The 16,850-nt window shown below is 61.0% G+C and carries 16 protein-coding genes; 6 read left to right on the top strand and 10 right to left on the bottom strand.

The window, feature by feature from the left end:
* Window positions 1-112 precede the first annotated feature (112 nt).
* On the top strand, window positions 113-1,033 hold the full coding sequence (locus JKA62_RS17505; RefSeq protein ID WP_011336536.1) for a LysR substrate-binding domain-containing protein: 921 nt from the start codon (window positions 113-115) through the stop codon (window positions 1,031-1,033).
* 181 nt (window positions 1,034-1,214) lie between these two features.
* Entirely contained in the window at window positions 1,215-3,191 is a 1,977-nt protein-coding gene (locus tag JKA62_RS17510) for a methyl-accepting chemotaxis protein (protein ID WP_011336535.1), read from the top strand.
* Between the two features lie 14 nt (window positions 3,192-3,205).
* On the opposite strand, the gene JKA62_RS17515 is transcribed toward JKA62_RS17510, so the two are convergent.
* The 8 genes from JKA62_RS17515 to JKA62_RS17550 form a co-directional block, all read right to left on the bottom strand.
* Window positions 3,206-3,919 carry a phosphocholine cytidylyltransferase family protein gene (locus JKA62_RS17515; RefSeq protein WP_201818805.1) on the bottom strand — a complete coding sequence of 238 codons (714 nt, stop codon included), beginning with the start codon at window positions 3,917-3,919 and terminating at the stop codon, window positions 3,206-3,208.
* A gap of 19 nt (window positions 3,920-3,938) precedes the next feature.
* Window positions 3,939-4,535 carry a gamma-glutamyl-gamma-aminobutyrate hydrolase gene (locus tag JKA62_RS17520; RefSeq protein WP_011336533.1) on the bottom strand — a complete coding sequence of 199 codons (597 nt, stop codon included), beginning with the start codon at window positions 4,533-4,535 and terminating at the stop codon, window positions 3,939-3,941.
* On the bottom strand, window positions 4,532-6,847 hold the full coding sequence (locus JKA62_RS17525) for a PEP-utilizing enzyme (RefSeq protein ID WP_011336532.1): 2,316 nt from the start codon (window positions 6,845-6,847) through the stop codon (window positions 4,532-4,534). Before JKA62_RS17525 ends, JKA62_RS17520 begins: the two co-directional genes overlap by 4 nt.
* 6 nt (window positions 6,848-6,853) lie before the next feature.
* Window positions 6,854-7,603: a class I SAM-dependent methyltransferase gene (locus JKA62_RS17530; RefSeq protein WP_011336531.1), complete on the bottom strand. Its 750-nt coding sequence runs from the start codon at window positions 7,601-7,603 to the stop codon at window positions 6,854-6,856.
* The gene (locus JKA62_RS17535; RefSeq protein WP_011336530.1) at window positions 7,600-8,148 is read right to left on the bottom strand and encodes an adenylyl-sulfate kinase; all 549 of its coding nucleotides are present in this window, start codon (window positions 8,146-8,148) and stop codon (window positions 7,600-7,602) included. Before JKA62_RS17535 ends, JKA62_RS17530 begins: the two co-directional genes overlap by 4 nt.
* 74 nt (window positions 8,149-8,222) lie before the next feature.
* Window positions 8,223-9,374 (bottom strand): hypothetical protein, encoded by a 1,152-nt coding sequence (locus JKA62_RS17540; protein WP_236676576.1) that lies wholly within the window; start codon window positions 9,372-9,374, stop codon window positions 8,223-8,225.
* A gap of 383 nt (window positions 9,375-9,757) precedes the next feature.
* The gene (locus JKA62_RS17545) at window positions 9,758-11,251 is read right to left on the bottom strand and encodes a YifB family Mg chelatase-like AAA ATPase (protein WP_011336528.1); all 1,494 of its coding nucleotides are present in this window, start codon (window positions 11,249-11,251) and stop codon (window positions 9,758-9,760) included.
* 488 nt (window positions 11,252-11,739) lie between these two features.
* Entirely contained in the window at window positions 11,740-12,000 is a 261-nt protein-coding gene (locus JKA62_RS17550; protein ID WP_011336527.1) for an accessory factor UbiK family protein, read from the bottom strand.
* A 398-nt stretch (window positions 12,001-12,398) separates the two neighbouring features.
* Here JKA62_RS17550 and glnK point away from each other — a divergent pair, with 398 nt between their 5' ends.
* The 4 genes from glnK (at window position 12,399) to sutA (ending at window position 15,182) form a co-directional block, all read left to right on the top strand.
* A complete protein-coding gene (glnK, locus tag JKA62_RS17555) occupies window positions 12,399-12,737 on the top strand; it encodes a P-II family nitrogen regulator (protein ID WP_002555808.1) in 339 nt (112 codons plus the stop codon).
* 37 nt (window positions 12,738-12,774) lie between these two features.
* Window positions 12,775-14,112, top strand: coding sequence for an ammonium transporter (locus tag JKA62_RS17560; protein ID WP_007951904.1), 1,338 nt, complete (start codon window positions 12,775-12,777; stop codon window positions 14,110-14,112).
* Window positions 14,113-14,327: 215 nt separating this feature from the next.
* A complete protein-coding gene (locus tag JKA62_RS17565; RefSeq protein ID WP_011336526.1) occupies window positions 14,328-14,753 on the top strand; it encodes a secondary thiamine-phosphate synthase enzyme YjbQ in 426 nt (141 codons plus the stop codon).
* A gap of 102 nt (window positions 14,754-14,855) precedes the next feature.
* A complete protein-coding gene (gene sutA, locus JKA62_RS17570) occupies window positions 14,856-15,182 on the top strand; it encodes a transcriptional regulator SutA (protein WP_007951900.1) in 327 nt (108 codons plus the stop codon).
* 65 nt (window positions 15,183-15,247) lie between these two features.
* Here the strand turns inward: sutA and JKA62_RS17575 are convergent, their stop codons facing one another.
* Both JKA62_RS17575 and xerC read right to left on the bottom strand, forming a co-directional pair.
* Entirely contained in the window at window positions 15,248-15,952 is a 705-nt protein-coding gene (locus tag JKA62_RS17575; RefSeq protein ID WP_201818810.1) for an HAD family hydrolase, read from the bottom strand.
* The gene (gene xerC / locus JKA62_RS17580; RefSeq protein WP_103385881.1) at window positions 15,949-16,848 is read right to left on the bottom strand and encodes a tyrosine recombinase XerC; all 900 of its coding nucleotides are present in this window, start codon (window positions 16,846-16,848) and stop codon (window positions 15,949-15,951) included. The genes JKA62_RS17575 and xerC overlap by 4 nt, the downstream gene beginning before the upstream one ends.
* Between the last annotated feature and the right edge of the window lie 2 nt (window positions 16,849-16,850).

The raw sequence follows: 16,850 nt of genomic DNA on the forward strand, positions 1-16,850 counted from the left end.
CAGGGTTTGGCGCAGGTTGCACAAAGGGATAAAAAGGATGGGTGGCATGATTAAAACTCATCCTGCCGCGATTCTGCTAAGTTGACGCAATCCCGCCATTGGAGCGTTGTGCATGTCCCGTCGTCTTCCACCCTTGTATGCCCTGCGCGCATTCGAAGCGGCGGCCCGCCACAGTTCGTTCACCCGGGCGGCTGAAGAATTGTCGATTACCCAGAGTGCGGTGAGCCGGCACATCCGTACGCTCGAAGAGCACTTCGCCTGCCGCTTGTTCCACCGCAGCGGGCGCAACCTGCAACTGACCGAGTCGGCGCGCCTGCTGCTGCCGGGCATCCGCGAAGGCTTCGCCGCGCTGGAGCGAGCCTGCAATACCTTGCGAGCCGAAGATGACATCCTGCGCATGAAGGCCCCGTCGACCCTGACCATGCGCTGGTTGCTGGCGCGGCTCAGTCGCTTCCGCCATTTGCAGCCCGGCAATGAGGTGCAACTGACCAGTGCGTGGATGGATGTGGATTCGGTGGACTTCAACAACGAGCCCTTCGATTGCGCAGTATTGCTGAGCGACGGGCATTTTCCGCTGGACTGGGAAGCCAGTCTGCTGTTTCCCGAAGAGCTGATTCCGGTCGGCGCGCCGAACCTGCTCAACGATCAGCCCTGGGATGTGGCGCGACTGGCCAGCGCCGAGTTGCTGCACCCGACGCCGGATCGCCGGGACTGGCGTAGCTGGCTGGAGCACATGGGGCTGTCGGATCAGGTGTCGCTCAAGGGCGGGCAGGTGTTCGATACGCTGGAACTGGGCATGATCGCGGCGGCCCGGGGCTATGGGGTCTCCATGGGCGATCTGCTGATGGTGGCCGAGGATGTCGCGCAAGGGCGCCTGAGTCTGCCTTGGCCGACGGCGGTCGCCAGCGGACTGAATTATTACCTGGTGTGGCCAAAGACCCGTCCGGGAGGTGAACGTTTGCGCCGCCTCAGCGACTTCCTGCAAAACGAAGTGCGCGCCATGGCGCTGCCGGCGGTCACGCGCTTGAGCTGAAACGTTCGAGCCTGCACAATGCCGGCCTTTCGCTATACCCCTGCTGATCGCTCAAGTATTCGGTTTCACCGCCGAATACGTGCATGTGGGACCGTCGTGCCGGTCTCCACGATTCACCCCCCATTAGAAAATTATCCGAGCTGCGATCAAGGAGGATCGGAAGTTCGGCCAGGAGCTGTCCATGTCTCAACCTCGCGCTCGGATCGCCTCGCAGCTGGGCCTCGCGCTCGCCGTGATACTGGCGATAGTCATCAGCGGCAGTACGGTGTTCGCCCTGCGTTCGCTGGATACCGCCAACCTCGCCACCCGTGAAGAACACCTGGCCAGCGAGGCACGCCTGCTCGCCGATCAGTTGAGCACTTTCCACGGCACGCTGCGTGAAAGCACCCAGCGCCTGAGCGGGCTGTTCGAGAAACGCTTCAGCGCCGGCCTGAGCATTCATCCGAGCGAGCCGGTCAACGTCGCCGGCACCCAGGCCCCGGGCCTGCACCTGGGCAGCGAAGTGTTGAACAACAACTTCAAGGAAGTCGACGAGTTCAAACAGATGACGGCGGGTGTCGCCACGCTGTTCGTGCGCAGCGGCGAAGACTTCATCCGCGTCAGCACCTCGCTGACCAAACAGGATGGCACTCGCGCCATCGGCACCGTGCTCGATCACGCCCACCCGGCCTACGCGAAGTTGATGGCAGGGCAGGGCTACGTCGGTCGTGCTCTGCTGTTCGATCGCTCCTACATGACCCAATACACCCCGGTGCGTGACAGCAGCGGCAAGGTGATTGCGGTGTTGTTCGTCGGCTTCGATTACACCGACGCGCAGAACGCCCAGTTCGACAACCTCAAGCGCTTCCGCATCGGCCAGACCGGTTCGCTGGCATTGCTGGACGAGAAAAACCAATGGCTGGTGGCGCCGGCGGGCGTGCAGGCGCTGGATCAAGCGATTCCTGTGGTCAACGATTTGGCGAAGGCGCCGGGTAAAGGCCGGTTCTGGAGCGACAAGTCCGAAGATTTCTACAGCATTGCCGTGCCTTTCGAAGGCGGCCCGTGGTCGGTGGTGGCGAGCATGCCGAAGGCTGAGATCCGCGCGGTGACCTGGAGCGTCGGCACTCAGCTGGCCATCGGCAGTCTGCTGGCGATGTTGCTGGCGGTCGGTTCCGTGGTCTGGTTGCTGCGCAGCAAACTGGCGCCGCTGGGCGATCTGGTCCGTCAGGCCGAAGCCTTGGGCGCCGGTGATCTGAGTGTGCGTCTGAACGTGTCGAGCAATGACGAAATCGGCCAACTGGCCCGTGCGTTCAACCAGATGAGCCAGGCCTTGTCGACCATGGTCGAGCACATCCGCCGCGCCTCGGAAGAGGTCAACCGTCGGGCTCAAGCGCTGTCCGGTCTGTCTGGCGGCGCCTATGAAGGCATGGAGCAACAGTCTGGCGAAATTACCAGCATGGCCGGTGCGGTTGAAGAGTTCTCCGCCACGTCGCTGAACATTGCCGACAACATGGGCAACACCCAGCGTCTGGCTCAGGAAAATGCCCAGCAGACCCAGATCGGTCGCACCTCGATGGAAGAAGCATCTTCCTCGCTGGAGCAGATTGCCGGTGCGCTGAACACCACCGCGACCGTGATCAACACCCTGGGTCAGCGCTCCCAGGAAATCGGCGGCATCGTCAGCGTGATTACCTCGATTGCCGAACAGACCAACCTGCTGGCACTCAACGCTGCCATCGAAGCGGCCCGCGCCGGCGAGCAGGGTCGCGGCTTTGCCGTGGTGGCCGACGAGGTGCGCAGCCTGGCCTCGCGTACCCGTCAGGCGACGGATGAAATTTCCAGCATGATTCACAGCATTCAGCAGGAAACCGGCAACGCCATCAGCAACATGGAGCAGGGCAACCTGCTGATGCAGGAAGGCCTGTCGCGCAACGCCAACGTCGCTTCGGCGCTGGCGCGGATCGATGAGCAGAGCCGTTCGGCAGGCCAGCAGTTTGCGGCGATTACCACCGCGACCCAGGAACAGAGCAGTACCGCGACGCTGTTGAGCAGCAACCTGCAAAGCATCGCGATGGCCAACAGCGAGCAGCGCGAAGTGGTGTCGAACCTGGCAATCACCGCCAAGGAACTGGAAGGCCTGGCAGCCGACCTGCGCCAGGAAGTCGACCGCTTCCGTTGAGGCGCCGTGCCCGCTTACTGGTAAGCGGAGAGGTCTTCGCTGGAGTCGACCTCTCCCCATTCTCCGCTGTAGGCCACGGCCGCGACCGGAACCCGACCCGCATCGATGACACGTTGCAGGGTGTTGGTCATGTGCATCTTGTCGCGTTGTTCCGGGGTCAGTTCGGCTCGTAGCCGAACGACTTCTGCCCAACCCTCAGGGGTGAAGCGCAGCAGCCCCATGTACTGACCCTGAACTTCGTCCACCGATTGCGGCTTGTTGCCGATTTCGGCCAGCGTACCTGCGTCGGTCAGGCGGAACGTTTCGGCATCCAGCAACGGATCGCCGAAACGCTGCGTCCACAATTTCAGCCAATGGGGGTCGTAGGTGACGGCCAGCGATGCTTCGTTGGTCACCAACGAACGAACGGCGTCCGGGCTGTAGAAAATATCGGAATAACTCACGATGCACGGCTGGCCCTGCAGCCAGGATTCGGCGCACGCCAGCGACGACACCATGTTGGTGTCCGCCCAGCGTGGGTTGTGGAATTCGATCAGGTCACGCTCGGCCAGCCACTCTCTTTTATAGCCGGTCACTATGGCGATTTCGCTGATGCCCGCCGCGCGCAAGGATTCCAGCTGCCATTCGAGCAGGGCTTTGCCTCGCAGCTCGACCAGGCACTTGGGGCGCTCATCCGTGAGGCTTTTCATGCGACTGCCACGTCCGGCAGCCAGAATAATGGCTTTCACAACACGTCTATCCCGTGGGTTATTGAATGGAGTCAGGTTCGCCGAACAGCTGCCGGATACGTTCTAGGTCGTGGGTGGCAAAATCCGCTTCGCGCTCCGGGTGCCACATCCAGCCTTCCCAAGGCAGTTGAAGGTGGCGGATGGCTTCGATTTCACCGTCCTCGCTGCGCGCCATGACGTCGAAACCCTGCGGGCAACCGGCAAGAGCGAGGCCATGATAGCTGTTCACCTCGGCGACGATCCGGCCGGACAGCTGATGCCGGGTTCGCACATGACCGGTCACCGGTTTCAACTCGCCGCCAGCCTCGTGCGCCAGCATCTGCATGCCGCGACAAATGCCCAGTACCGGCAACTGACGTTCGCGAGCGTGATCCAGTAACTCGCTCTCGGTACGGTCGCGGGCCGGCCACTGACCGATGTCATTGCCACCCGACAGCACGATGGCGTGTGGCGCGACGGCCGCCAGCCAGTGATCGAGCGGAAAGCCGTTGGGTACTGGCACCGGGATGAAGCCGGCTGTCAGAAGGAACCCGATCAGTCGCTGATCCAGTGCATCACGGGTTTCTTCGCGCTCGGGATGGCTGTCCACCCGTTGACTGACTGCGACCACCTTCATGTCATCATCTCCACCCGGCGGCCCGGGCAATCCAGGTGCAGGAAGTCCGCGGTCGACCAGCGCCGGTAAAGCACTTCACCCGCACCAATGACGGCCGGCAAGCCCAGTTCGCCCGCACGAATCGCCATGTGCGAGTTGGCGCCGCCCCAGGCGGTGATCAATCCGGCAATCGGGTAGGCGAACAGCCAGTCGAACCCCGGATCGGCATTGGGAATGCAGACGATCGCCCCGGCGAGTTTGTCCCGGTCATCGCACAGCACAACCGGCGCGGTCACGCGTTTCTGGGTGATGAAATTGGGCGCCGTTTCCGGCCACTCGAAGCTCCAGACATCTTCCGGGCGGGTGATCACCGGCGGCAGGGAGACCTTGAGCGTCTCGGCATAACGCGCCTTGCCCTGTTCGATGCTGCGCAGCAGCACCTCTTTCGGATCCGCCGCCGCCACGTGCAGTTCGGTGAAGGCGCGGATGTCGCAGTAAGCCAGGTCTTCGCGATCGATGCCGTGCTCGGCACCGACTTGTGCAATCAGGGCAAGGGCATCGGAGAGATTGCGGGTGAAGTGAAACTTGGCCAGCTCCCGCAGTTCGATACCGTTCTGCAGGAAGTCCAGCAAACCCACTGGATCAGGCTGCAAACCATGGGCTTCCAGCAGCTTCACGATCTCGCGCATCTGCGGCAGCGTCAGCGAAAACGGCTGAAGGGGTTCCGGGGCGGAGGGACGCTGTGTCCAGTCGAAATAGAGTTCCGGTGCTTCATCGTAACGGGGAGACAGAATGTCGTAGGTGCCCGGTCGCAAATGGCCGTAACGCGCAAGGAATTCTGACTTGCCGAGCGTCGCCCGGTCGCGCGCCAGCTGCCCGCTGACGGTTGAAACACCGGCCATGAACGCATCGTAGTCGGCCTGAGAGAACACGCCCACGGACACCAGCGACCTGAGCATCTGCACGGCGACGAAACCCGCACGGGCCAGACCGGCGAAGGGCAGGGTGCCATAGCGTTTCGCATCTTCCAGCAGCCAGTAAATGCGCTCCAGCGGATCGGCATCGGAAGCCAGCAGCTCCTCACGACGTGCATTGAGCACATCCAGCTTGTTGGCATCGCTGCGCCACAGACCGTCCTTGGGATGGACGATGCGGTTGGTCAGCTGGCGCAGGCTGGTGCTGATCGCTTCCAGCTCGTGGGGCTGAAAGCCTGCATCGGCGAGGCGTTCCAGCTGCTGCGAGAGGTCCAGGGTGTAGCACGAGAACACGATCTCGAACTCCACCTTGTCGTGGAGTGTCGGTTCGGCCAGCAACCGGTCGATGTAATAGTCGACCAGTCGTCCCGCCAGATCCTCATCGAGGTCCGCCGGAATGAACGAGTTGAACGACAGGCGCACATCGATATAAGGCAGGCCGAAAAAGTGCGGCATCAGCGGAAAGCTGCGCAGGTTGCGGTAGCCGTAGTTGTGCCGCTGGTAAGCCCAGATGGAATCGGTCACCAGGTCCCGGTACAACGAGAGCGCCAACGGTTTGGGCCGGATACCGATGATTTCCGCCGGGTTCCAGTCAGGCATCACGCCATAGACGGTGCGCTGTCCGATCAGGAACGGATGCGGTCGCATGCCGCGCGCCACTTTGCGCTGAATGCTGTCCAGCCGGGCCGATTGCTCGGCATCGGTCTCTGGACGGGAAGGCAGGATCAGGGGTCGGGCCTGCAACAGCCAGAGCACTTCGCCTTCGGCTTCCCGTGTGACGGCAAACTCACAGTCGACGGGCTCGCCACCGAACAGTGCCAGCAGCTCTTCGAGCAGGCCAACCACGGGCGCGAGGGCGGCGGGCGCTGCAACCTTGCTCTGGGCAGCCTGCTGCCAGAGCCGACCGCCCATGCCACCGGTCACCGAGGCCGTGTCGTTGCCTTCCGACCAGTTAACCACGCGATAGGGCGCGCAGGTGTTGGGGTCATGGGAAAACGCCACGCCGGATCGCAGCACATTCTCCAGCATGGGCTGGATCAGTATTTCATCCGCCGGACACGCCTCGCCATAACTGGCGATGACCTGTTCCACCGCCGGGCTCAGCCCTGCATCGTCGACATTCGGGATCGACAGGAAGGCGCCCGCTAAGGACGCTTGGGCACTGTCCTCGCGCCCGCAACTGGAGCGCACGATCCACGGGGCGGCCGGCAGTCGTTCCCGGATCGCCTGGACACAGGCTTGCCGGTCCCGCCGCCAGTCCGCCACTGTGAATGCCAATAGCGGAGCAATGCAGGCCGAGGTGAGCCGTCCTTGCAGGCTGGACAGCGTCCCGGCCTTGGTAGAGAAATGCAGGGCCATCAGGCGTTATCTCAGCTGGGCGACCCAAATGTTCGTCGAGTACGGAATCTGGATCGAAGGCGTCTTCAGGCCCTTGAGGTAGTCGTCGATGGCGCTGATCACTTCATGGAAATTCGCACCGGCCTGACGCTCCAGCGTGGCGTGGGAGCGCCAGGCTTCCAGGCATTCTTCGATGCTCTGCTGGTGAACGACGCGGGCATCCAGATGCACGACCGGGCCGAACAGTTCGCTGGCGTCGATCACGGCCGTCTGGTCTTCGCGGCGGGTGCCGTAGCCATAACCGGGTACGCGTTCCTTGATGATCGCTTCGATTCGGGCCTGGATCGGGTCTTCCAGGTTGCGGTGGTTCCACATGCAGGCGAACCAACCCCGTGGCTTGAGAATGCGCGCGGTTTCCTTGAGGGCCTGCTGGCGGTCGCAGACGTTGAACGAGCTGCCGAAGGTGACCATGTCGAACGCCTGGGTCGCTTGCCCGGTCGCTTCGCCGGTGCCTTCGTGCCATTTGACATTGGTCAGTTCGGCAGTGCGCTTGATGCCGTTGCCGCGCATTGCATCGTTGGGCTCCACGGCGGTGACGTCCAGACCGCGAGCGGCCAGCATCAGCGTCAGGTGCGCAACGCCGGCGCCGACGTCACAGAATTTGTCGCCCTGTTCGGCACCTGCGATCGAGAGCATGGCATCGATGGCAGCATCGGCGTAGTCAGGACGCTTCAGGTAAGCGTCGGCCAGGGTGGTGTAATCCCATTCGGTTTTCATGCCGGATTCCTTGTATTGATTTTATTGAGTAGATCGTCTGCCAGGTCGTGCCTGGAGCGCAGCGGGTCGAATTCAACCAGCCAGTCCGCTGCCTGCGGTTCATCCACAGGCAGGTCGAGACCGGCAACGTTGTGCAGTTCACCGGCATGAAACCGACGGTAGATGCCCTTGGGATCCCGGCGACCGAGTTCCTCTAACGGTACTTTGAGATAAACCTCGAAATAGCCGGGCAGGTGGGCACGGTTCCACGCATGAACTTCACGAAACAGCGAAATCGTTGCGATCACCACGGTGTGGCCTTGTGCGGCGATCATTCTGCAGAGGTGGGCGTATTGCATGGCCAGCGCGAGTCGCCCTTCGCGGCCATGGTTCTGCGAGCTGGCTGCGGTGGCGCCGAACACCTCGCGCAGCTCGTCGCCGTCGAGCATCACGACCGATTCGCCGCGGCTGCGCAGACGGTCAACGAGATCACCGGCCAGCGTTGATTTGCCGGCGCCTGAAAGGCCCGTAATCCAGATCACCTGCGCGTGAGGGTTACATTTCATAGCATTCTGACCAGTGTCCGGTTTGGATACCTGGCGTGATGAACCTGCACCGGTTCAATACGCGATACAAGTATTCAGTCACGTTCTTTGATGTTGCCAAAAGAGTCGATGGTTAGTTGGCAGAACATCGAGTCGTGCCTGTTTTCAATCAAGTCGTGAAACACATCCTGCGGTAATGGCAAGTTGCTGTATTGACTCTCATAGAACTTCTTGTAAATGAAGTAGCAGTCTTCAGGGGGCATCAGGCTGAAACCGAGTGCCAGCTCTTTGAGTTCTTCGCCGTTCTTGGCGATGGGCAGCAAGTTGTTCATTTGCTGCAACCAGACGTCGACGGTCGGGTTGGACTCGTCGGTCGTCGGAACGTAATAGATTGGCAGCCTGCACGTGTTGAGCATGAACGAGACACCGCCGGTCGAGGCATCGGTAATGATGGTGTCGCACTGCTGGTAGAAAACCGTGCTGCTGGTGCCCGTCGTGTCGATGGTGATCCATTCATACGCCGAGAGCTGGTTGCACAGGTCCTTCAGGGTTGGATGCTGAAGGTCGGCCATGTACGGACGCAGGATGAACCGGGCGTGAGGGATCTGTGATTTGACCGCGTTGATCACGGTTTGCAGGTTCTCGTACAGGGAGGCGCCGCTTGGGCAGATTCCCAGTTGGGTCGGCAGCAGTCCGACAACGAAATCATCCGACGCCTTGTTTGACCCGGGAGCGGATTCAAAGAATTTCGGAACCTTGATGGGCAGAGTCGCGACCGGACTGGTCTTGCGCAGGTCGGAGCGCAAGGCTATGCCATCGGCAATCAGCGATTTCAGGGCCTTTCTGTCGGGTCTGTAGCGTTGCAGGCCCGATCTGATCAGATCAAAACCCGATCGGGACGAAGAAATGACCACATCCCAATAGGACGTCAGTTCGGCGTAGTAATACTTGTCTTTGGTCGGCATTCCCACATTGCCGTGGGTCAGGAAAATACCGAAGTTCGAATCGTCGAGCAGTCGGCCAATCCAGGCATCGTTTGAAATGACGACTTGCGAGGCCAGGTTCGCGATGACTTCGACTTCAACCTGCTCAACCGGATAGTCAAGGATCTCTTCTGCCTCCTGCCTGCTCAGGCCGGTCTTGTCGGTCTGCAGCACGATGCAGTTGTAGGCGTGGCGCAGGGCATTGAGCGCCGGGATCAGGTATTCGAGGTAGGTTTTTCCGCCACGGGTGACATTGCTGATCAAATAGACGTTTTTCATTATTGACTTGTACTTTTAAAATTTGCCGTGGCAAAAAAGTTGGATCAGCTGGATTGCGCGTAGACAACTGATTGATATTGTCTTGACGCGTTCGCCATTGAAGATCTGTCATCGGCAGTTGTTTTAAGTCCGCCGTCTCATGACGATTTTATTGATCAAGTGTATTGCGCCCGCTGGGCTGAAGAGTTCTTTTCCATGATGTGTCGCCTCCATTTTATATTGCTTTAAAGTTTGAAGTTTTTAACTAAAAGCTCTGGCGCCTGATGAAAAGCGCCGTCGTTATATCACATCTTGGCTAATGGCTATCAGCGCGCGCGGACTTTATTTTCAGCTGGCACAGGTCGCCTGTAAGCTGCCTGTCCATCCCGTCATTGCGTCGCTGGGCGATATTGCAGCGCTTCGGCCAGATGCTCACGTGATATGGCATCAACCTTCTCTATATCGGCCAGTGTCCGTGCAACCTTGAGCAGCCGATGTGCTGAACGCAGCGACAGGGTCAGTCGCTCACAGGCTGACTCCAGCCAGGTTTCATCGGCTGTGGATAACTTGCAGTGCTTCTTCAGCCCCGGCAAATCGAGAAACGCATTGGCACAGCCCTGACGTTTTTGCTGACGCTCGCGGGCCTCGGCGACCCGCGTGGCCGCGCTGGCGCTGTCCTCTCCCGGTTTCACCGCAGGGTTCAACGCTGTGGCCTCCCGCGCCACCGTCAGGTGCAAATCGATCCGGTCCAGCAACGGCCCCGACAGTTTGTTGCGATAGCGCTGCACCATGTCCGGCGTGCACGAGCACTTGCCGCTCGGTTCGCCAAGATATCCACAGGGGCAGGGGTTCATCGCCGCGACCAGCTGGAATCTCGCGGGAAACCGCACCCGTTCCTTGGCCCTTGCGATCACGATGCAGCCGGATTCCAGCGGTTCGCGCAGAACCTCCAACACCTTGCGATCAAACTCGGGTAGCTCATCGAGAAACAGCACGCCGTGATGGGCGAGGGTGATTTCACCGGGTTGCGGTTTTGAACTGCCGCCGACCAATGCCGGCCCGGAGGCCGAGTGATGCGGTTGGCGGAACGGGCGCTGCGGCCAGTGGGTCAACGGTGCGCCGCTGGCGACGGATTGAATCGCCGCCACTTCCAGCGCTTCACTCTCGGCCAGCGGTGGCAGCAATCCCGGTAATCGGCTGGCCAGCAACGTCTTGCCCGTCCCCGGTGGCCCGCTGAACAGCAGATTGTGCGCACCGGCGGCGGCAATCAGCAGCGCCCGTTTGGCGGCCAGTTGGCCCTGTACCTCATTCAAGTCGGGATAGGGTTTGGCGGCATGGATCAACCCATCCGAGACATAAGGCTCGACCGGTGTATGCCCGTTGAAATGCGCCACAGCCTCCAGCAGATGATCCACTGCGATCACCCTCAGTCCTGACGCCAGACACGCCTCCTCGGCATTCGCCCGCGGCACCACCAGCGTCCGCCCTGCCTTGCGCGCCGCCAGCGCCGCTGGCAACACCCCACGCACCGCCCGCACTGCACCGGATAACGCCAGCTCACCCAGGCATTCCACGTCATCCAGGGTCAACGTCGGCACCTGCACACTCGCCGACAGAATTCCCAGCGCAATCGCCAGATCGAACCGCCCGCCATCCTTGGGCAGATCCGCCGGCGCCAGATTCAAGGTGATCCGCCGCGCCGGAAACTGCAGCCCGGAATTGATGATCGCACTGCGCACCCGGTCCTTGCTCTCCTTCACTGCCGCTTCGGGCAGGCCGACCATGGTCAGCGAGGGCAAGCCGTTGGCCAGGTGAACTTCGACGGTGACGGCGGGGGCATCCACGCCTATCTGGGCGCGGCTGTGGACGATGGCGAGGGACATGGTCGTTCCTTGAGTTGAATCGGGGGCCGCTTCCTGCGGTTTTTTAAGGGTAGTCGGGGAGGAGAGAGTTGGAGGGACGGCTGCCTGGGCAAACCTTCACTGGATGTTGCTGGAGTCGAAATGATTAATCGTCAGGCGTAAAAAAACCGCCTACTAGGCGGTCTTTTAATTCGGGATTCAGGTTCCGCCACCGGCGAGCCAGCCATCTGGCTCCAATTCTTTGCCATAGGTCGCGGCGACCTTCAAAAAGTGCCGCTGACTGGCAGAAATCGTATCGGCCAAACTGGGCGCAAACCCAGTGCTGAACATTCAGCATTGGGTGAGCTTAGGAATCTGGGCTTCACGACGCAATCGGACGGCGGGGTTGCCAGCTGTAGGATTCTGCCGAGATTCGGCAGCGAATCCTGAATGGCGGGAAGGTCGTTCCGACCTTCATTCGCGGGCAAGCCCGCTCCCACAAGGGGCCGCATTCACAAAGACACGAGGTGTTACTCCGCCGGCGGCGTCAGCTTCGCTTCCAGCTCGGCCACCTTCGCCTCAAGACTCTCCAGCCTGGCCCGAGTGCGCGCCAGCACCACCATCTGACTGTCAAACTCTTCGCGGCTCACCAGGTCCAGTTTGCTGAAGGCGCTTTGCAGCAGCATCTTGAACTGGCTTTCGATTTCGGCTTTTGGCAAGGGCGTGTCGCCGCTGAACAGGCGGGAGGCGGTGCCGCTCAGGGCGTCGAGGAAGTCTTTGGGCGCGAGCATGGGATATGTCCTGGAAACTATGGCCGGCAGTGTATCACGCAGTGTCTATAGTCATTTGCGCAGGCACGGATGCACGCTTTTCGCGCAACTGGATGCACGGCCACGCACCGTTGTTGTGCGTATCCCGAGTGCCATTTGGGTGATGGCATCTGCCGCAGCGGCCAAGGGATTGAAATCAGTGGTTTTTGGCGAGATGGCAAGCTTTCTGCTTAGACACCTTCGACCCATGCACTGATGCAGTCGCTGTGACGAATGCAGTGCGGCAGACGGAGCGGGGAGTTTCGTCTGGAGCGGTTAGCTGGCGTCGACAACGAAGCGTTACAAAGCCAGGCACTGCGCTTAGACTTGAGTCGGGTTTGTTTTCCTGGGGCAAGTCCACCAATTCGGGAGAGAGTTTCATGAAGCTAGTCACTGCCATCATCAAGCCGTTCAAGTTGGACGACGTGCGCGAGTCGCTGTCCGAAATCGGCGTGCAGGGCATTACCGTTACTGAAGTCAAAGGCTTCGGTCGGCAGAAGGGTCACACCGAGCTGTATCGCGGCGCGGAGTATGTGGTCGATTTTCTGCCCAAGGTGAAAATCGACGTTGCCATCGACGACAAGGATCTGGATCGGGTTATCGAGGCGATAACCAAGGCTGCCAACACCGGCAAGATCGGTGACGGCAAGATCTTCGTGGTCAATCTGGAACAGGCGATCCGCATCCGTACCGGCGAAACCGATACCGACGCGATCTAAGCGCCGCCACAAACCCAACGCCCCAGGAGAAAACAATATGACTCTGCGTAAATTCGCAGGGCTAGGAGCCCTGTTGTCTATCGTAATGCCCGGCCTGGCCATGGCGGCAGACGAAGTGGCAGCTCCAGTCCTGAACTCCGGCGACACCGCCTGGATGCTCACCTCCACAGCCCTCGTGCTGTTCATGACCATTCCCGGCCTCGCGCTGTTCTACGGCGGCATGGTCCGGTCGAAAAACATTCTTTCCGTGATGATGCAGTGCTTTGCCATTACCGGTCTGATCAGCGTCCTGTGGGTCATTTATGGCTACAGCATCGCGTTCGACACCACCGGCATGGAGCAGGGCGTCGTCAACTTCAATTCGTTCGTGGGCGGTTTCGGCAAGGCGTTCCTGGCCGGTGTCACGCCAGCGAGCCTGACCGGCCCGGCGGCGCTGTTCCCCGAGGCGGTCTTCATCACCTTCCAGATGACCTTCGCGATCATCACCCCGGCGCTGATCGTCGGTGCATTCGCCGAGCGGATGAAGTTCTCCGCGATGCTGATCTTCATGGGCATCTGGTTCACCCTGGTTTATGCACCGATCGCGCACATGGTCTGGTCCGGCAACGGCGGCCTGATGTGGGACTGGGGCGTACTCGACTTCGCGGGCGGCACCGTGGTGCACATCAACGCCGGTGTGGCCGGTCTGATTGCCTGCCTGGTACTGGGTAAACGCAAAGGCTTCCCGACCACGCCGATGGCGCCACACAATCTGGGTTACACCCTGATGGGCGCGGCGATGCTGTGGGTCGGCTGGTTCGGCTTCAACGCCGGTTCCGCTGCGGCCGCCAACGGCACCGCCGGCATGGCGATGCTGGTGACCCAGATCGCGACCGCCGCTGCTGCACTGGGCTGGATGTTCGCCGAGTGGATCACCCACGGCAAACCTAGCGCACTGGGTATCGCATCCGGCGTCGTTGCAGGTCTGGTGGCGATCACTCCGGCCGCTGGCACCGTGGGCCCGATGGGTGCCCTGGTCATCGGTCTGGCGGCAGGCGTGGTGTGCTTCTTCTGCGCCACCACCCTGAAACGCAAACTCGGTTATGACGACTCCCTGGACGCCTTCGGCGTGCACGGTATCGGCGGTATCCTCGGCGCGATCCTGACCGGTGTGTTCGCCGCACCGTCGCTGGGTGGCTTCGGCACCGTCACCGACATCGCCGCACAAGTCTGGATTCAGTGCAAAGGCGTCGGCTTCACCGTGATCTATACCGCGATCGTCACCTTCATCATCCTCAAGGTGCTGGATGCCGTGATGGGTCTGCGCGTGACCGAGGAAGAAGAATCGGTCGGCCTGGATCTGGCACAACACAACGAGCGTGGCTACAACCTGTAAGCACGCGCCGCAAAAAACTTGCCCGGCTCGCCGGGCATTTTTTTGTCTGGAATTTGTCTTCCCCGATACAGCTGAAAGGATTTTTCGTACTGCTTTGGTCGTGTTTACGACGAGTGTTTTTCTGCGGCCAAAGGCTTACATCATTGAAGGAATATTAGGGCCTTTGTTTTTTTCCAGAGCGCGCTAGAATGCGCCCCGAACGTGCGGAGAACTGTATGTGGCAACAGACTCTGATAACCCTGCGGGCACGGCCCCGGGGCTTTCATCTGGTGACCGACGAGTTGCTCGCCGGCCTGCCTGAACTCAAGGCATGCCGGGTCGGTCTGTTGCATTTGTGGCTGCAGCATACCTCGGCGTCGTTGACCATCAACGAGAACGCCGATCCGGCGGTACGTCGCGACTTCGAACGATTTTTCAATCGTCTGATCCCACAAGGAGCAGACGGCTATGAGCATAACGACGAAGGCCTGGACGACCTCCCGGCGCACTTCAAGGCCAGCGTGCTGGGCTGTCAGATCAGTTTGCCGGTAACGGCGGGCCGACTGGCACTGGGTACCTGGCAAGGCGTTTATCTGGGCGAGCACCGTGATCATGGCGGTGCCCGTAAAGTCCTCGCCACCTTGCACGGTGAAGGGGCATAAACCGTTGGTCACCAATGGTTACCGATTTTTTTCCGGCGACTTTCGACAGTCGCCAAAGCTGGTCTATAACTAATCTGCTTTTCGCAAGTCATGAGGTAGAACATGAGCGACGATGATCTGGAAAACGACGACCTCGAAGTAGGCGACGAAGACGAGGCCGAAGACGGTCTGGAAGCAGCAGCGGAAGACGTTGCTGAAGACGATGGCGGTGACGATACGCCGGCCCCGGCTGCCAAAGGCAAGGCCAAGGCTGCGGTGTCGGTCGACGAGTTGCCGAGCATCGAAGCCAAGAACAAGGAGCGCGACGCCCTGGCCAAGGCCATGGAAGAGTTCCTTGCACGCGGCGGCAAGGTGCAGGAAGTGGAGGCCAACGTGGTCGCCGATCCGCCCAAGAAACCGGACAACAAGTACGGCAGCCGCCCTATCTGAGGCGTGTCGCTCGCTTGCTGAAAAAGCCCGCCGTCGCTGCGGGCTTTTTCATGGGCGAAAGAAAGTTAGCTGCGGCTGTTCCAGCGGGCGAGCACCGCGGGCAGATCGTTCAGGCTGCGAATCTCGGCATCCGGCAGGCGCTCCGCTTCCCAGACCTTGCCGGCGGGGTTGAACCAGATCGCTCGCAGACCGGCCTGCTGCGCCCCGGCGATGTCATCCCCCGGGTGATCGCCAATATGCACCGCCGCTTCGGCGCTGACGCCGCCGCGCTGCAACGCTTCATGGAACAGTCGCGCATCCGGTTTGGCGATGCCGATGTCTTCGGCGCACAGCGCAAACTTGAAGTAATCCGCCAGCCCCAACCGACGCACATCGGCGTTGCCGTTGGTGACCACGCCGAGGGCGTAGTGTTTGGCCAGGGTTTCCAGGATCGGCTCGACTTCCGGGAACACCTCGATCTGATGCCGCGCATGCAGGAACACTTCAAAACTCTTGTCTGCCAGCTCCGACGCTTCGCCGTGGGCGTACCCGGACTCTTCCAAAGCATGGAACAGCACTCGCCGGCGCAGCGCGCTGATGCGGTGCTTGAGTCCCGGTTCGCTGCTCAGCACGCGCTCGCGGATCGACCACAGATGTTCCACCGGCACCGCGCCCAGCTTCGGTGCATGTTCGCTCAGCCATTCGCGCAAAACCGCTTCGGCGCTGACGATCACCGGGGCGGTATCCCACAGGGTGTCGTCGAGGTCGAAGGTGATCAACTGGATGCTCATGAATCATCGCCTTTCATGCGTTTGGCCCGTGGATGGGCGCTGTCATAGACCGCCGCCAGGTGCTGGAAGTCCAGGTGGGTATAGATCTGGGTGGTCTTGATATCCGAGTGGCCGAGCAATTCCTGCACCGCGCGCAGGTCCTGGGAGGACTCGAGCAAATGGCTGGCGAAGGAGTGCCGCAGCATGTGCGGGTGCAGGTTCTGCCCCAGTTCGCGCTCGCCGGCCAGTTTGACCCGCACCTGTATCGCGCGCGGGCCGAGGCGTCGGCCTTGCTGGCTGACGAATACGGCGTCGTCTGCCGGATTGGTCAGCGCCCGCAGCGGCAGCCATTGCTCCAGCGCTTCCCGAGCCTTTTTGCCGACGGGCAGCAGGCGTGTCTTGCTGCCCTTGCCGAGCACCTGGACCATGCCGTCGGCCAGATCGAGCTGATCGAGATTGAGCCCGGTCAGCTCCGACAGCCGCAGGCCGGAGGAATAGAACAATTCCAGAATCGCCTGATCGCGCCGGGCCAGAAAGTCGTCCTCGACTGCGCCTTCGAGCAGTTGCAGCGCTCGGTCGGTATCGAGGGTTTTCGGCAGGCGACGTTCACCTTTCGGTGGTGCGAGACCCGTTGCGGGATCGTGATCGCAGAGACCTTCGCGATTCAGATAGTGATAGAGCCCGCGCACCGCCGAGAGCAGGCGGGCCAGACTGCGCGAGGACTGGCCTTGGGCATGCAGGCGGGCGATCAGGCTGCGCAGGCGCTGGATGTCGAGCGCCTGCCAGCTGCCGATGTTCTGTTTGATGCACCAGCCGAGGACTTTATCGAGATCGCGCCGGTAGGCCGACAGCGTATGCGGCGACACCTGCCGCTCACTGCGCAGGTGTTCGCAGTAAGCGTCCAGTTGCCGTTCCATGG

This window comes from Pseudomonas sp. B7, from assembly GCF_016735645.1.
Classification (GTDB): domain Bacteria; phylum Pseudomonadota; class Gammaproteobacteria; order Pseudomonadales; family Pseudomonadaceae; genus Aquipseudomonas; species Aquipseudomonas glycinae.

What these genes read in the sequence shown, in the direction of transcription:
- JKA62_RS17525 (WP_011336532.1), bottom strand. Translation starts at nt 6,847, where the DNA reads ATGGCCCTGCATTTCTCTACCAAGGCCGGGACGCTGTCCAGCCTGCAA.
- JKA62_RS17560 (WP_007951904.1), top strand. Translation starts at nt 12,775, where the DNA reads ATGACTCTGCGTAAATTCGCAGGGCTAGGAGCCCTGTTGTCTATCGTA.
- JKA62_RS17535 (WP_011336530.1), bottom strand. Translation starts at nt 8,148, where the DNA reads ATGAAATGTAACCCTCACGCGCAGGTGATCTGGATTACGGGCCTTTCA.
- JKA62_RS17520 (WP_011336533.1), bottom strand. Translation starts at nt 4,535, where the DNA reads ATGAAGGTGGTCGCAGTCAGTCAACGGGTGGACAGCCATCCCGAGCGC.
- glnK (WP_002555808.1), top strand. Translation starts at nt 12,399, where the DNA reads ATGAAGCTAGTCACTGCCATCATCAAGCCGTTCAAGTTGGACGACGTG.
- JKA62_RS17505 (WP_011336536.1), top strand. Translation starts at nt 113, where the DNA reads ATGTCCCGTCGTCTTCCACCCTTGTATGCCCTGCGCGCATTCGAAGCG.
- sutA (WP_007951900.1), top strand. Translation starts at nt 14,856, where the DNA reads ATGAGCGACGATGATCTGGAAAACGACGACCTCGAAGTAGGCGACGAA.
- xerC (WP_103385881.1), bottom strand. Translation starts at nt 16,848, where the DNA reads ATGGAACGGCAACTGGACGCTTACTGCGAACACCTGCGCAGTGAGCGG.
- JKA62_RS17545 (WP_011336528.1), bottom strand. Translation starts at nt 11,251, where the DNA reads ATGTCCCTCGCCATCGTCCACAGCCGCGCCCAGATAGGCGTGGATGCC.
- JKA62_RS17510 (WP_011336535.1), top strand. Translation starts at nt 1,215, where the DNA reads ATGTCTCAACCTCGCGCTCGGATCGCCTCGCAGCTGGGCCTCGCGCTC.
- JKA62_RS17565 (WP_011336526.1), top strand. Translation starts at nt 14,328, where the DNA reads ATGTGGCAACAGACTCTGATAACCCTGCGGGCACGGCCCCGGGGCTTT.
- JKA62_RS17575 (WP_201818810.1), bottom strand. Translation starts at nt 15,952, where the DNA reads ATGAGCATCCAGTTGATCACCTTCGACCTCGACGACACCCTGTGGGAT.
- JKA62_RS17530 (WP_011336531.1), bottom strand. Translation starts at nt 7,603, where the DNA reads ATGAAAACCGAATGGGATTACACCACCCTGGCCGACGCTTACCTGAAG.
- JKA62_RS17550 (WP_011336527.1), bottom strand. Translation starts at nt 12,000, where the DNA reads ATGCTCGCGCCCAAAGACTTCCTCGACGCCCTGAGCGGCACCGCCTCC.